Source organism: Bacillus yunxiaonensis, from assembly GCF_037104695.1.
Lineage (GTDB): Bacteria > Bacillota > Bacilli > Bacillales > Bacillaceae_G > Bacillus_A > Bacillus_A yunxiaonensis.
Genome location: NZ_JBAWSV010000016.1, coordinates 1 through 15343, shown reverse-complemented (window position 1 = coordinate 15343; position 15343 = coordinate 1). Strand labels below are relative to the sequence as shown.

Annotated in this window: 9 protein-coding genes, 2 rRNA genes and 4 pseudogenes; 1 reads left to right on the top strand and 14 read right to left on the bottom strand. The window is 39.5% G+C overall.

All coding sequences use genetic code 11. The annotated features are described in order from the left end of the window. Positions 1-124: ribosomal RNA gene (locus tag WAX78_RS24760) — 16S ribosomal RNA — on the bottom strand; the annotation flags it as partial. Positions 125-522: 398 nt separating this feature from the next. On the opposite strand from WAX78_RS24760, the pseudogene WAX78_RS24755 reads away from it, so the two are divergent. Beyond that, positions 523-711 (top strand): annotated as a pseudogene (locus tag WAX78_RS24755) (IS4 family transposase); the annotation flags it as partial. A gap of 422 nt (positions 712-1133) precedes the next feature. On the opposite strand, the gene WAX78_RS24750 reads toward WAX78_RS24755, so the two are convergent. From WAX78_RS24750 to rrf, 13 genes and pseudogenes are all read right to left on the bottom strand, one after another. Beyond that, entirely contained in the window at positions 1134-2321 is a 1188-nt protein-coding gene (locus WAX78_RS24750) for an AraC family transcriptional regulator (protein ID WP_336484639.1), read from the bottom strand. An 82-nt stretch (positions 2322-2403) separates the two neighbouring features. Further along, the gene (hutH, locus tag WAX78_RS24745; protein WP_336484638.1) at positions 2404-3963 is read right to left on the bottom strand and encodes a histidine ammonia-lyase; all 1560 of its coding nucleotides are present in this window, start codon (positions 3961-3963) and stop codon (positions 2404-2406) included. 48 nt (positions 3964-4011) lie between these two features. Further along, on the bottom strand, positions 4012-5385 hold the full coding sequence (locus WAX78_RS24740) for an MFS transporter (protein ID WP_336484637.1): 1374 nt from the start codon (positions 5383-5385) through the stop codon (positions 4012-4014). A gap of 258 nt (positions 5386-5643) precedes the next feature. After that, the gene (solA, locus tag WAX78_RS24735; protein ID WP_336484636.1) at positions 5644-6777 is read right to left on the bottom strand and encodes an N-methyl-L-tryptophan oxidase; all 1134 of its coding nucleotides are present in this window, start codon (positions 6775-6777) and stop codon (positions 5644-5646) included. A 483-nt stretch (positions 6778-7260) separates the two neighbouring features. Then, positions 7261-7386, bottom strand: a pseudogene (locus WAX78_RS24730) (IS6 family transposase); the annotation flags it as partial. 262 nt (positions 7387-7648) lie between these two features. Further along, a complete protein-coding gene (locus tag WAX78_RS24725; RefSeq protein ID WP_336484635.1) occupies positions 7649-8620 on the bottom strand; it encodes an agmatinase family protein in 972 nt (323 codons plus the stop codon). A gap of 1 nt (position 8621) precedes the next feature. Next, entirely contained in the window at positions 8622-9881 is a 1260-nt protein-coding gene (hutI, locus tag WAX78_RS24720) for an imidazolonepropionase (RefSeq protein ID WP_336484634.1), read from the bottom strand. 21 nt (positions 9882-9902) lie between these two features. Further along, complete coding sequence (hutU, locus tag WAX78_RS24715; RefSeq protein WP_336484633.1) at positions 9903-11567, bottom strand: urocanate hydratase; 1665 nt, start codon at positions 11565-11567, stop codon at positions 9903-9905. 193 nt (positions 11568-11760) lie between these two features. Then, complete coding sequence (locus WAX78_RS24710) at positions 11761-13128, bottom strand: helix-turn-helix domain-containing protein (RefSeq protein WP_336484632.1); 1368 nt, start codon at positions 13126-13128, stop codon at positions 11761-11763. A gap of 271 nt (positions 13129-13399) precedes the next feature. Then, positions 13400-13492 (bottom strand): annotated as a pseudogene (locus tag WAX78_RS24705) (IS6 family transposase); the annotation flags it as partial. A gap of 152 nt (positions 13493-13644) precedes the next feature. After that, positions 13645-13806: pseudogene (locus WAX78_RS24700) on the bottom strand (DUF4158 domain-containing protein); the annotation flags it as partial. Between the two features lie 181 nt (positions 13807-13987). Further along, positions 13988-14962, bottom strand: coding sequence for a zinc-dependent alcohol dehydrogenase family protein (locus WAX78_RS24695; protein ID WP_336484630.1), 975 nt, complete (start codon positions 14960-14962; stop codon positions 13988-13990). 257 nt (positions 14963-15219) lie between these two features. Continuing rightward, a 5S ribosomal RNA gene (gene rrf, locus WAX78_RS24690) occupies positions 15220-15335 on the bottom strand. Positions 15336-15343: the final 8 nt, after the last annotated feature.

Below are 15343 nucleotides of genomic sequence, written 5' to 3'. Positions count from 1 at the left end.
TACGTGTTACTCACCCGTCCGCCGCTAACTTCTTAAGAGCAAGCTCTTAATCGGTTCGCTCGACTTGCATGTATTAGGCACGCCGCCAGCGTTCATCCTGAGCCAGGATCAAACTCTCCAATAAAGTTTGTCTAGCATCATAAATAAAAATTGACGTTTCACGTTGTTTGTTTCGTTCAGTTTTCAAAGAACTTGTTTGCCGCTTGATTGCGACTTCCTTATGTTAACATTTTTGTATTTCAATGTCAACTAAGTTTTTTATTTCGTTTTCGCTTTTTGCTCTGTTGCATCAGCGACTCCTACTATATTACACACTTATATACTGATAGTCAACACTTTTTATAAAATCTTTCTTACTGTTATTGGCCTAGTGAAAAGGTTGCTGTCGTAGACCGCAAAGTAGATGGTGATAAAAGTAAATGTAGATTTAGAATAAAGTCACGATGTTTATAAAAAAGATGCGATATTTTGAATAAAGTTGTGATGTTTGCAAAAAAGTTAAGATGCTTTGCCCCTTTGGATAAGGATTACTTCATACTATTTCATCAGGCCTTACAAAAAAACACCCAAGAAGTATCAAAGATCCTCCTTCGTCTGTTTGACCTTCTACAGAAAAACGGACGAAAATCTCATCGCTACGAGAAGAAAACAGTCTTTGATATCCTAGGTACTGTTTATGAGTATACCCTGGCTAAGCATAACATAGCATAATTCAAAAAATGAAACCCGCTAGGGTTTATTTGGTGTACTCATTTTCGGAACTTCTTTCATAAATAAGATGAAAAGTATCTAGAAAGAGCTCGTTCTAATGTATATCTAAACCTTAACTTGATGATGATACCCCATCGCCATCAGGTTAAAGTTTTACAATGCCCCCAAAACGAAAAATTAGGATCTTTTATAGCAATGAAGTTCATTTTTATCGTTTTGGGGGCAACCTGTTCTGTTAGGTTGATGGGTATGTGTTGTGACCCCATATAGGAAATTATCAGAACTGGATAAGGGATAAAATCATTGGTATTATAAAAATTTACATTTAATCCCATATGTATGGCGGTTTTTGGACTTATCTCGGACTTACCCCTACATGAGTTAAGATAAACGCAGTTTGTCGGCAGTCCCCTAATAAATTATTAAATCTCCCTCTTTAACCGCCGATATTCCGTTGGGCTGGACTTCATATATTTTTTAAATAATCGGCTAAAATAATTGGAATCATGGAAACCGACTTGATTAGCAATTTCCCGTACAGGAAATTCAGTTTTTTCCAAATAAAATAAGGATTTATCAATTCTTAGCTTATTAAAAAAATCCATGACACTGATTCCAACTTCTTTTTTAAAAAGATGGCTGAAATGATATCTGCTCAAGTGACAATAATGGGCAATATTCTCTAAAGAAACTCCTTTTTGATGATTCTCTTTCATATAACGAATCGCAAGTTTAATATGGGGTGAAACATCACGAATATATATATTTTCTACCTGTTCAGTTAACCATTCCGCATATTTACAAACTTTCATAACAAATTTGTCATATCGAATCGTATGATAAAGATCTTGAATCACATTCGCCGTATTGGTCAATATCGAGACAGGACTTACTCCGGCTTCTAACACAATTCTGGACATCATCATGAGAAGATCAATGACCTCAGATTTAAAAATATCTTCATTATAGTTATAAATCTCAGCCACCCTATTCATGATTCCTTTGATTTGAGTCACGACCCCATCTGTGTACCCGATTCTAACGATTGAAAATAGTTCCGACTTTTCTTTCGTTAAAGGAATCATTAAGGATTCAACCATGTTTTTTCTCATATCTGTGTGAAAAATTAATTTATTCCCTTGAAAAAACCTTCCGGACATTGATTTTTTTGCCTCTTCATACGAACAAATTAGGTGAGATGGGTCATCATAAAAATTTCCTATACCAATTGAAACATGTATACCAACTTGATCAGAAGTCCTTTGAATCTCTTCTGCCTGTAATAGGATTTCTCTCTTTCTATCTTGTATATTGACCTCATGAAAATCCAGTAAGAGTGCTAGAACCCCCTCTTCCGTCCATACCCATAAAAATGGAATAGATAAGAGGGTGTCTAATTCTTCTACAAGCTTTCGTCCAATATTAATTTTCCATTCAATCGGTTTTCCCTCGGCTAAATCTGGATAGCGATCCATCGAAACTAAAACAACCACATTGGGCTGAATTTTCACGCCATACTTTTCTTGCAAATCCTTAAAGGGTGCCACATGTACAAAGGTTCCTGAAAGCAAAAGCTGAGAAAAAGATATTTGTGTCAGTTCTTCAACCATATTTTGGGCCCCCAAATAGAATGGAAGCTATTCTACTCGTTATGAAGATGAGTAGAATAGCTTCCATATATTCTAAACATTCCTACCAATCTAGTTTTCCAATTATCAATTCGACAGTGTTTAGGATTTCACCTTCATGAATAAGGTTGGTAATAAATTGAATATCCGGATAAAAATATCGATCTTCTTCTACAGTTGGAACGACACTCCTGATGAGCTCATAAACCTTTTGGCTGACGGGTGAAGGTTTTAAAGGTTGATGAAAATCCAACGCTTGAACAGCCGCCATCAATTCAAGTCCTAAAATATACTCCAGCTTTTTAGAAATTTGATAGGCTTTTTTTGCCGCAAAATAAGCAAAACTGACCACATCCTCTTGATTTGCACTGGTTGGTGTATTATCAACGGTTGCGGGATGAACAAGAACCCTTATTTCATTAAGCAGCCCCGCCGCCGTATACTGTGGAATCATGTAACCGTTATTTAAGCCTGGCTTTGCTACGAGAAAATTCGGAAGCTCACTTACATGATAGTTGACGAGCCGGTCTAGCCTTCTCTCTGAAACCTTTGCAAGATTAGCCATCGCTATGGCCATCGTATCCGCATAGATACCAACGAATGTTCCATCAAAATTCCCAACCATTAGGGCATCTCCCTGATCCTCAGGGATAATGATTGGATTGTCACTTGTTGAGTTCATTTCATTACAGATGGTAAATTCCGCATCTTTTAAAACCTTTTTTACGGCTCCATGGGCTTGAGGAATACATCTCAGGCTAAGGGCATCCTGTACTCTGTAATCCTTATATTTTTCAACAATCTCACTGCGTTCCAGCATTTTTACAATATTACGTGCTGTGATAGCTTGCTCTTCATGCCTTTTAACCGAATGGATTCTTGGATCAAAGGCTTTAATGGTTCCCTTTAATGCTTCTAGTGACATGGCACCTGCAATATCCGCTGTTTTTGCTGCCTGAATACTGTTATAGAGAGCTAATGAAGCAAAAGCTGTGACCGAAGTCGATCCATTTATTAGGGATAATCCTTCCTTACAGCCCAATGAAACAGGCTGCAAACCAGCTTTTTCTAAAGCCTCATTCCCTGGAATCAACTCACCATTGTACCAGGCTTTTCCTTCCCCCATTAACACTAAGGCCATATGGGCTTCAATAGCTAAATACGCAACCGACCCTTCTCCAGGGGCAAAAGGAATAATTTGGTGATTGAGTAGCGACCTTAAAAGTTCTAAAGTCGCTAACTTTACACCAGAGAAACCATTCCCTAAATTAACTAGAATCATGAATTGGATGGCTCTTACCACTTCTTTTTCCAACGGCTCACCAACTGATACTGCATGAGAACGAATAATATTTTTTTGAAGAACCTCGGCATCTTCTGTGGAGATCGTTTCGGTTACGTTACTGCCAAATCCTGTTGTGACGCCGTAAATGACCCGTTCTTCATCTAAAAACTTTTCAATGACCGATCGTGAAAGATTTACTCGTTCACGGTAATCCTGTGAAAATAAAACCTCGGCATCATATCTAGAAACAGCAATGATTTCATTTATGGAAATAGCTCCAGCACCTAGTGTAACTTTTTTTATTTCCTTTGGGTGGATTTTTGATATAGTTGTATTCATTTTCCTTACCTACTCCCTTCAAGTTTCAATATGACCAAGAAATGAATGTTATCTTCCTATTTCAACACTCTTTCCCTCTCCATCCATGCTAATATTAACATCTAGATTTGGATCACTCGCTTCATTCAAGCCAAGTGATTTCGTTTCTGGTGCCCATGCAATCGAGACAACCGTTCCAATTAATAAGATAACGGACATGGAGATCATCGATGTTTTCATTCCAAAGGAACTGACACTAATCGGTAATAGGAATGTTCCAATTGCTGAACCGATTCGGCTTATCGCTGTAACAACCCCAACGCCTGTACCGCGAATTTCCGTTGGGAATAATTCTGCTGGATAGACAATTGTAAGATTTGAAGCTGCAGACATGACAAAGGTGAAGATGACAAAAACCATGATAGTAAAACCATGCGATCCTGCTGGTATAAGACTTAGAATAAATAAGGAAATGGTCAGAATAATAAAGGTATAAATGGTAAAACCGCGGCGTGAGAGCTTCTCTGTACACCATAAACCAGCGATCGCACCAACAAGAAGGAATAGATTTAATAGCATATCAACCGTAAAGGTTTCTTCAAATCCCAATTTTTCTAAAATTGTAGGAAGGAAAGTATAAATGGCAAAGTAAGGGACTACCTGACATACATAAAATAGGCTACCAAAAGCAGTGCGTTTCCAAAGATGTTTGTTGAAAAGATCCTTGATTCCATAATTAATGGCGACATCTTGCGAAATATTTTCCTCCATTACGGCATGAGGTCCAATATATTTTCTCACGATTTCTCTTGCCTCTTCTTTTCGGCCCATTTTTACAAGCCATCTTGGTGATTCAGGAGTTCCAATACGCATGACTAAAACAATTGCAGCAGGAACCACTGCACTAACAAGCATCCAGCGCCAAGAATCGGGGCCCATCTTTCCAAGATAATATCCTACAGCATTGGAAAGAACATAACCAACTGTCCATAAAACATTTAATGATGATAATAGAATACCTCTGTACTTTCTCGGCGCAAATTCCGCAAGTAAAGTAGAACCTACTGCATAATCCCCACCAAGAGCAATACCGATTAATATCCGCAGTATAAAAAGCGTTACTGGATCATTTACAAAAAATTGCAAAGCAGATGCTACTGTGATAATGATAAAATTGGATAAGAATATTTTCTGTCTTCCAATTTTATCAGAAAGTCCGCCAAGCAAAAGGCTTCCAAAAAATAATCCAATTAAGGCAGAACTTCCAATTAATCCATTCCACAAAGGACCAAGATGCATTTGCGGGCCAAGGAGGCTAAGAGCCATTCCAATGATCCCAAGAGCATATCCATCAGAAAAATTGGATCCAAAGGTCAGTGCTGTAATCCTTATATGAAACTTATTTAGCGGAGCGTCATCCATCCTATAGGTTTGTTCGTTCACCGGAAATTCCCCTCTCTAACTTTTGAATTTTCAAACATTTAGTCCCGAATAAATTATTTAACGGCTCACACTCTCTCCTCTTAGTCAATTAAAGCGTTTACAATATATTGAAAATTAAGAAATTGATTAGTGTGATAAAATAATTATATCCATCTTTAAATCATTTGACTCTAGAGGATATTTCGAAACATTAGCACATTATTGCTATGTTTATTAATCCTTTCCTCACTCCATTAAAATAGACGCCCTTTTAGACATCTACTTCTTAAATCTCTTTATTGAAAATTTAGTTAGATCGTAATAAGATTCTCCTTTTGTAATTACCTGGCTAATTACCTCACCAACCACACTTGCAAATTTAAAACCATGACCAGAAAAACCGGCAGAAATAAACATATGCGGGTACTCGGGATGCTGGTCTAAGATAAAATGTTCATCCGGCGTTAACGTATAGAAACATGTTCTTCCTTCTGCTAAAGGCCCATTCGCTGAAGGCATATATTTTCTTAGAAACGAACGAATCTCTTTTTCATCATTAGGCCCATAAGGGCTTACTGCTTCATCCGGGTCAACCTGTACTCCCCCATCGTGGCGGCCGATTTTAAATCCACTACTACCAATACTCGGAAATCCGTAATAATGGGCATATAGTAAGTCAACCGTAAAAGCGGGAAATACACTAGAATCATATAATTCTGGGTCACACTTAAACCATGAAACAGTTTTCCTGATTGGCTGAAGCGAAAGATCCAATCCTAAATCTTTTAACAGTTTCCCCGACCATGCACCTGCACTTACAACCACAAAATCTGTATGGTAGGTATCATTCGCCGTTCGAATGGTCGCTCCATTCAAATGAACCTCAATCTTTTCAGCCTTTGTAAATGGAAGAACAGTCATGCCATTTGCCAGACCCAGGTCCCGAAAAGCCTGTATGCATGTTTCACTAAATAGAATTCCTGACCTCGTTTCATAGCAGCTGGTGAACCCTTCTGGGAATGTAACACCCGGCCATCGATACGCCATCTCCTTACTAGATAAGACCTCAAAAGGCAAAGAATATTCCCTGCCACTATTTATTGCTTCTTTTATGAAAGAAGATCCTGGTGCTCCCGCACACAGCACCCCTGTTTGAAGAAATAATTGTTTGTTAGATTCCTCCTGGAGTTGTTCCCATAACTCCTGTGCTCTTAATACAAGTGGAACATACTGATTCCCCTCACCATACGCATGGCGAATAATTCTTGTCTCACCATGATGGCTACCCTTATCATGTGGTGGATTGTTAAGATCAAGGAGCAAGGTTTTTATTCCCAACTTGGATAAATAATAACCCGCAGCCATTCCTATTGAACCTGCCCCAATAATTACCACTTCATAATGTTTTCCCATATTAGCTCCTTCTTACTATTAATTTTTATTATATAATTCTGTTTAAATTCATCCAATGGTTCTTTTAAAAATGATAGATATCTACCACACTATCTTATTCAGCAAAAACGCTGAACATTTTAACCAAACCTTCTAACCGGACAAAGTATGTTTTTCTTAATTGAAATGGTACCCTATTTAAATACAATTCCAATAATAATACATTCTTTTATATGTTACACTTCCTTAAATTACTAATTTATCAGTTAAAATGATTGTACTATAAAAAGGTTATCAGAAGGGTTCTGGTGCAAAAAACTAATCATCAGATTCGCCATTAAATTATTTTAAGAACACTAACAATACAATTACACTTAAAATCAATATCATTACTGAAATCAAATCTGATAAGTATTTTGTAATCAAAAAGGAACCACTAGAAGTACAGGGTTCTGGTGCAAAGTTTTTTAATAGATAGAAAGTTAAGGTGAGTACAGCTGAATCTTATGCAATTGCGAGTAATTGCTGTAATTCATTGTACGTTGAAAAAACGAAGTTTGGCTGCAAATTTCGTTTTCGTTTATATATAGCATGAATCGTTTCGATTTCTTTCAAGGTGCGCGAAGCATGGGATGAGACCCCTTACAAAAAAAGAGCAATTGCCGTAACAATTGCTGCAAGTTCTTATGATTAATGGATCTTAATCTTTTCTTTCTAATCTATTATTTTAGCTAAAGCAAAGGCGGGATCGAATATTTCTTCTTGCATAATGTGTGCTTTCGGGTCAATCTTAATTTGTAACGATCCCGCCCCTTTTTCTTTCCTTACTTAATGGAATAGAGTTTTATCCTCTATTAACTGGCAGTAGGACTCCCACTGATGGGAGCTTCCTTTATCTAGTCTGTAAAACACAACCAGTGATAAATTGCAGCCATGCATACACCCCGGTCTTGACTGTTTCGGCGATCGCCGAATCTTTGCTCGGATCCAGACAAACAAAATCAATATGCCGGACAATCGGATGCTGGCCAATTTCCAGTAATGTATCAAACAGCTCCATCGCTGTCATACCACCGGGGGTGGACGCCGGTACACCCGGCGCAACAGAAATATCAAGTACATCCATATCGACTGTGACGTAAACACGGTCAACTTTTGCTGACAGTCGCTCAAGTGCTTCCTGAACAGTATTGCTAAGTCCCTGCTTGCGCGCTTGCTTTAATGTCACCATCTGAATGCGATGTTCCTCCGCATAATCAATAAGCGGCTTCGCGTTAAAATAGCCATGCAAGCCGATATTGATGACATTCTCTCCTTTGACGATATGGCCATCAATTAATTGCCGGATCGGCGTTCCGTTTGCAGGCCCTAATTCTGCCGGATCCCTTACATCAAGATGCGTATCGAGTTGCAAGATTCCAATCGTTTCTTCCTTACAAACTTCTTTAATTCCTCGAACAGCACAGGCCGTTGTAGAATGGTCGCCGCCAATCATACACGTTATAGTGTTCGGATAGTGTTCCACAAGATACGCTGTTGACTCTTGAATGCGCTGATGTGATAAAAGGATGTCCGTCGTATGCATCGCCACATCCCCCGCATCTGCCACTTGGAAATCCGTCAAATCGACCTTTTCATCCAAGTTGTAGGTGGCAAAACCTTTCCACATCCGGCGAAATTCCGTTGGATATAAGGAAGCACCTGACACACTAATGGAAGATCTGGAGATTGGTGCTCCATAAAGAATTAAATCCGGCGTGCCTTCCACTTCATTTAGTGGTTGAACCCAATGATGGACAAAAGCTAACTCATCTTTTAATCGATTCCAAGACCATTCAGGCACCTTAAGCCATTGTTCCCTCATCTCAAGACACCACCTGTACACCTTTTTTCCATACGGACTTAACATGATTAACTCCGAATAAATATTGTAATTCTTGATAGTTTTTAACATTCCACAAGACGATATCTGCTTGCTTACCTACTTCCAGCGATCCTACTTTTTCCTGACGATTAATGGCGCAGGCCGCATTATACGTTGCTGCCGTTAATGCTTCTGCCGGAGTAAGTCTCATCAAAATACAAGCTAGATTCATCACAAGCGGCATAGAAGTTGTCGGTGAAGAGCCGGGATTGCAGTCAGTCGAAATAGCTACAGCTACACCCGCATCAATCATCTTTCTGCCGGCTGCCGCTTCTTCGCGTAAATACAGCGCTGTAGCTGGTAATAAACAAGCAATCGTTCCGGCTTTTGCCATGGCACGAATGCCTTCATCTGATGCCTTTAATAAATGCTCGGCCGAAATAGCTCCTGCCTTTGCAGCCAATTCCGCTCCACCATAAGGCGCGATTTCATCCGCATGAATTTTAGGGGTAAATCCGAAGCGTTTCCCTGCTTCTAAAATCCGATCCGATTGTTCAGGCGTAAACACTCCTTTTTCACAAAAAACATCGTTAAACTCGGCTAATTGTTCCTTAGCTACCACCGGCAGCATTTCATCAATTAAATAATCGACAAATTCATCTTCTTTTTCTTTAAATTCCGGCGGCACTGCATGGGCACCCATAAAAGTAGGAACGATGTCAATTGCATGCTTTTCTTGTAATTTCTTCATTACGCGCAATTGTTTAAGCTCAGTTTCCAAATTCATACCATAACCACTTTTACCTTCCACCGTCGTCACTCCATGAGCAAGAAATGAATCAAGACGGTGCGTTGTTTGTTCGATTAATTCTTCTTCCGTTGCTTCTCGTGTCATGCGGGTGGTCGCATGAATCCCTCCACCCGCATTCATAATATCCATATATGTTGCACCTTCAAGGCGCATTTCAAATTCACGCTCGCGGCTTCCGCCATATACAACATGCGTATGAGGATCTACAAGTCCAGGCGTAACTAAATGATTGGAAGCATCCACAACGTCTGCTGTATGCAATTTTTCGGCATAGCGTTCTTCGATTTCTTTAGTCGTACCGACTGCTTGGATAAGACCATTCTCAATCCACAAGCTGCCATCTTCGATCAAACCAAGCTCAGACATGGCCTCTTTGGAACGGGGACCTTTTATTTCCGAAGTAAGTGTAGCCAGCTGGGCTGCATGTTTAATCCAAATTGATTTTGTCATTCCTGATCATTCCCTTTCCCTTTATTTATCTAGCATTGGGATGTTAATCCCTTTTTCACGTGCTGTTTTCTTTGCCAGCTCGTATCCGGCATCGGCGTGGCGCACTACACCCATACCCGGATCTGTTGTCAGCACTCGTTCAATACGGGCTTCTGCTTCTTTCGTGCCGTCTGCCACAATGACCACTCCTGCATGTAAAGAATAACCCATTCCGACTCCACCGCCGTGGTGAACAGATACCCACGTAGCGCCACCCACTGCGTTCACCATGGCATTTAAAATCGGCCAATCTGATACAACATCTGATCCGTCTTTCATCGCTTCTGTTTCGCGGTTTGGTGAAGCAACAGATCCGGAATCTAAATGGTCGCGGCCGATAACGATTGGTGCTTTTAGTTCCCCGCTTGCCACCATATCATTCAGGATTTTACCGAAACGAGCACGCTCCCCGTAACCCAGCCAGCAAATACGGGAAGGAAGGCCTTGGAATTGGATTTTATCCTGTGCCATGTGGATCCAGTTGCACAAATGTTCATTATCTGCGAATTCGCGCAAAATAGCTTGGTCTGTTTTGTAAATGTCTTCAGGATCTCCCGATAACGCTACCCAACGGAAAGGTCCCTTTCCCTCACAGAACTGCGGACGAATGTAAGCTGGAACGAATCCAGGGAAGTCGAATGCGTCTTCTACTCCTTCATCTTTTGCAACCTGACGAATGTTATTACCATAGTCAAACGTCACGGCACCTTTTTCCATCATCTCAAGCATCGCTTTCACATGCGTTGCCATCGACGCTTTCGAACGTTTCACATACTCTTCAGGGTTGGATTGTCGCAGTTCTGCTGCTTCTTCGAAGGACAATCCTGAAGGCGTGTATCCGTTCAGCGGATCGTGCGCGGATGTTTGATCTGTCAACACATCCGGGATAAAGCTGCGTGCAATCATTTCCGGTAAAATTTCAGCGGCATTGCCCAACAGACCGATTGATAATGCTTTACCTGCTTGTTTCGCTTCTTTAGCTAAACGAATAGCTTCATCTAGTGAATCTGTTTTCACATCTGTATAACGAGTTTCGATGCGTCGGTCAATTCTCGTTTCATCCACATCGATACCGATGCAAACGCCGCCGTTCATCGTTACTGCAAGCGGCTGTGCGCCACCCATGCCGCCGAGGCCCGCCGTTACCGTGATCGTGCCTTTTAATGTATTGTTGAAATGCTGTTTTGCGAGCTCTGCAAATGTTTCGTATGTTCCCTGTACAATCCCTTGAGAGCCGATGTAAATCCAGCTTCCAGCTGTCATTTGGCCATACATCATTAATCCCTTTTTATCAAGTTCATGGAATGTGTCCCAATTCGCATATGCTGGTACAATATTTGAATTCGCAATCAGTACGCGTGGTGCATCCTTATGCGTTTTAAAAATGACCACTGGTTTCCCGGATTGAACAAGTAACGTTTCATCCTCTTCCAGCGCTTTTAATGATTGAACGATTGCATCAAAGCAATCCCAGTTACGTGCCGCTTTTCCAATCCCGCCGTATACGACTAATTCCTCTGGATGCTCAGCTACATCAGGATCTAAATTATTCATTAACATGCGAAGTACCGCTTCTTGTTGCCAGCCTTTTGTATGCAATTCTGTACCTCTATAACGTACTACTTTGTTTTCTGTAATCGCCTTCATTTATTTCTACCTCCTATGTGTTGTTATATTTATTTTATTATATAAATTCTGAAAATTATTTATAATTAAATGATTTTTTATAAATTATTTCTATAATTTAATTATTTATTGTCATTTTTATAAATAATATCAAAATATTTCTACTTGTAATCAAATTAAAAAAACGGCCCAGTATAAACTGAACCGTCTTTTTTCATAATCCAGACCGATAAGCTGAAGGGGTGCATACTTCAAGCTGTTTGAATTTAGCATTAAAATAAGTTTGGTGGGAATAGCCCGTTAACCGTGCAACTTCTTCCAATGATAAATTCGTTTCCTGTAATAGACGTTTCGCCTCTTGAATACGTACTTGATGCAGCGTATCACGGAATGACTGGCCGGATTCGGCTGCAAAGCGGCGGCTGAGGGTGCTTTTATTAATACGAAGCGTCTCAGCGCATGCCGCTAAATTCCACTGGGCATCCCAATAGTTGGACTCAATCAACTCCCTTGCTTTTTCAACAAGCGTGCGCGAGCCTTCCTGTAATTGCTCATGATCCTGAAGAAACAAACCGGTTGTAAACTCAAGCAGTTCCTGGACAATTTCATAAATGACTGGCTTATGTACAATTTGCTGAAAGACGTTGTGATATGTCGCTTCCCAAGAACCAGTTTGGAGATTGTATGATTTCATATACCGACGGATTTGCGCAAGTACACTCGTAAGGCGAATACGAACGATTTCTGCATCAGGATATGGCTGCTGAAAAGTTAGAAATTCACGCTCCACCCAATCCCTAATTGCTTTTGTATTCCTTTTTTCGAGCATTTCAATCCACTGGCGCTGTTCCAAAGGAGTGAGGAATGGATCCATTTCTTGAGAAGACATTTGTTCATTTTCAGCCAAAATAATATCATAACCTTCGAAAAAAATTCGCCTCATTAATTGGCGTGTTTGCTGATAGGTTTTTTTTAATGAATCTTCTGTAGATGCTGTTTTAATCACAATAGCGACGGGCTCATCCATTCGCTCTTTCCAGCTTGCAAGAAATGTATGGTATTCCTCCTGAAACACATCGGTCTCTTGGGTTTCCTGCACACATAAAATAAAATTAGATAAAGTAAATATCCGATTCTTTCCAGTGAAAGAATAACGTTGCAATGCATTATATACAAGAGGAAGAGTTTCTAAATGAGGAGTCAAAAATGCGACCATCGTTATCGGACTGGCATGTTTTCGCTCTGTCAAAAAAAGATCAGGGTAATCGATGTCAAATGAATCCGATTCTTCTGCTGTATTGCTCGCAAAGTAACGCTTATCATTTCGCAATTGAAAGCGCAGTTGTTGAATACGCTTGATTAAATCAGACGGAGAAAATGGACGGAATAAAACATCTTCTGCACGAAAACGGAGCGCGCGATAAGCAGTTTGAAAGATCCGCTCGGATGAAATCCCTAACCAGCGAATGCTGTGCTGCTGCATCAACCCACAAAACCTCTCACTTTCATGCTTCCATCCGTCCATATCCAAAATAACAAGACCTGGTTGCTGCTTCTGTATACCATTTTCAAATGCCTCCATGGTATTCCACAAAATCAGCCGAACTCCGGTAAAATGCGACTCCACCAACCAGCGTATTCCCTGAGCTTCTAACTCATCTTTTGCTACCAAATGAATTTCCATGTTGTTACACCTTCTCTTCTTGCCTTTTTCTTTCATCATAGCAAATGTAGCCATATAATAAAGGATTCTGTTGCAAAGTTTGAAAAAAGCATAAACAGGTTGATAAATAAGAAGCAATATTTAAGTAGTGACTAGTAATTTTTGTAATTCATTGTACGCAGAAAACCGAAACATCACGATAGCTTAAAGAAAACCGACAATAATAGCCAACGGCTACCAAGATAATATCCTTTTTAGATTGTTTTTCTTTAAAATATCCCATCTGTGATTCTCCTCGCTCTATTTTGCACAAGTGTAGACAACCTTTACAACAGAACTCGCTTTACTCTAAATAGTTAGAGTAAAGCGAGTTCTGTTGTAGTTTTAGAATTCAATTTCTCCAATCGTCATTTCGACAAGCTTGACTATTTCTCCTTCCTTCTTTTTAATAGGAAACCGAGCCTTTTGCTGAAAATACTTTAATAAAACAGCTAAGCCCAAGCGGCTTGCTCCTGTCTTATTTCCGATAAGATCTTTTTCAACAGACACAATTGTAAAATGATCAATTAGTTCATCAAGATTCCAATTTCGCTTCATATCACTATCGCCTCGCAGCTGAAATTGTAAACACTTAGATCTTATTAAAAAATAGGCAATAAAAAAAGCCCAAACAAATAGGCTTTGAAGCTAATTTCATTCTACTTTGCGGTCTATGACAGCAGCCCTGTCACTACCCCTTATTACAATGATCTAACCACCCTTCATTATGCTCCTAGTTTCAACTATTTAAAAATATTTTTCCTTTCTGTTCAGAATTAAGAGCTTCTTTTACATCTGAAAGTTGATACTGAGCATAAGGTCTTGTTAATACTAATTGTTTATCATGAATACATTGTATAACCTGACGAAATGCTTCATGCCATTTTCTTGTAGAAATTTGTTGATTCCAATGACGTAAATGAAATATGTTTGCATGCACTTTTGTATTATTCATAATCTCTGTCCAATCAACAGGTATTCCGGACAAAAGGCCTATTGTTAACAAAGTTCCATTCGCACGTATACAGTAAGCTAGATTTGTACCAGATGATCCTCCTATAGAATCAATTGCTGCTTTAACTTTACAACCATTTGTTAATTCCATAACTGTTTCATAGAGTGGGGTGGTCATTGTATTAATTACATATGAAGCACCAAGTCGAATTAATTCTTCTGTATAAGTATCATTACGTGTTACTGCAATTAAACGAAATCCTAAAACACGAGATAATTGTGCAAAAATATGGCCAATAGAAGATCCGCAAGCATTTACAATCAAGTCATCCCCAGGTTTCAATGCCAATACTTCTGTACAGATAACCCATGCTGTAATCGGATTAATATAAAGCTGAGCTGCCGTATAATCATCAATATAATCTGGAATTAAAACAGCTAGTTCCGCTGAAGATTTTACAAACTCTTGCCACGTACCTTCACCTCGTAGCGGCAATACTCGCTTACCAAGAAACCATTTAGAAACAGAGGGGCCTACTTCTTCTATAATACCAACCCCTTCATATCCCGGAATAGCCGGTAAAGAAATTCGATTAGAATATGCTCCCCGAATGGGAATTAAATCAGATGGATTAATCGGGCGAGTTTTCATTCGTACTAAAATTTCGCCAACCCCCGGATCTCTAACTTCCTTATTTTCTAACTGCAAAACTTTTTGAGGCTCTCCAAATTCATAAAACTTAATACTTGTTGCTTTCAAAGTAAGGAGTCTCCTTTCACACGGCTTTATAGAGACATTATATCAAAAAGAAATTTCAAAACTTACATATTACATTCAAGTAAAGTTAATTTGTCTATATTCTATGAGTTTCAGGGGAATTATGAGCGCTTTTTACCCCTTACACTTGGGATAGCTTCAATACTCGATCTATCAATTCCCTTATTTAAAGGGGAAAATTAATAATTGTCTAGTTAATATATACAAAAAAGACGAGTCATTCTGACTCGTCTTAGTTTGCCTGGCAACGTCCTACTCTCACAGGGACAAAGTCCCAACTACCATCGGCGCTAGAGAGCTTAACTTCCGTGTTCGGTATGGGAACGGGTGTGACCTCTCTGCCATCATTACCAGACTTATGAA

Bases quoted from the DNA above. Each gene is read 5' to 3' on its own strand.
- WAX78_RS24750 (WP_336484639.1), bottom strand. From the start codon at position 2,321: ATGGTTGAAGAACTGACACAAATATCTTTTTCTCAGCTTTTGCTTTCA.
- hutH (WP_336484638.1), bottom strand. From the start codon at position 3,963: ATGAATACAACTATATCAAAAATCCACCCAAAGGAAATAAAAAAAGTT.
- solA (WP_336484636.1), bottom strand. From the start codon at position 6,777: ATGGGAAAACATTATGAAGTGGTAATTATTGGGGCAGGTTCAATAGGA.
- WAX78_RS24725 (WP_336484635.1), bottom strand. From the start codon at position 8,620: ATGAGGGAACAATGGCTTAAGGTGCCTGAATGGTCTTGGAATCGATTA.
- hutI (WP_336484634.1), bottom strand. From the start codon at position 9,881: ATGACAAAATCAATTTGGATTAAACATGCAGCCCAGCTGGCTACACTT.
- hutU (WP_336484633.1), bottom strand. From the start codon at position 11,567: ATGAAGGCGATTACAGAAAACAAAGTAGTACGTTATAGAGGTACAGAA.
- WAX78_RS24710 (WP_336484632.1), bottom strand. From the start codon at position 13,128: ATGGAGGCATTTGAAAATGGTATACAGAAGCAGCAACCAGGTCTTGTT.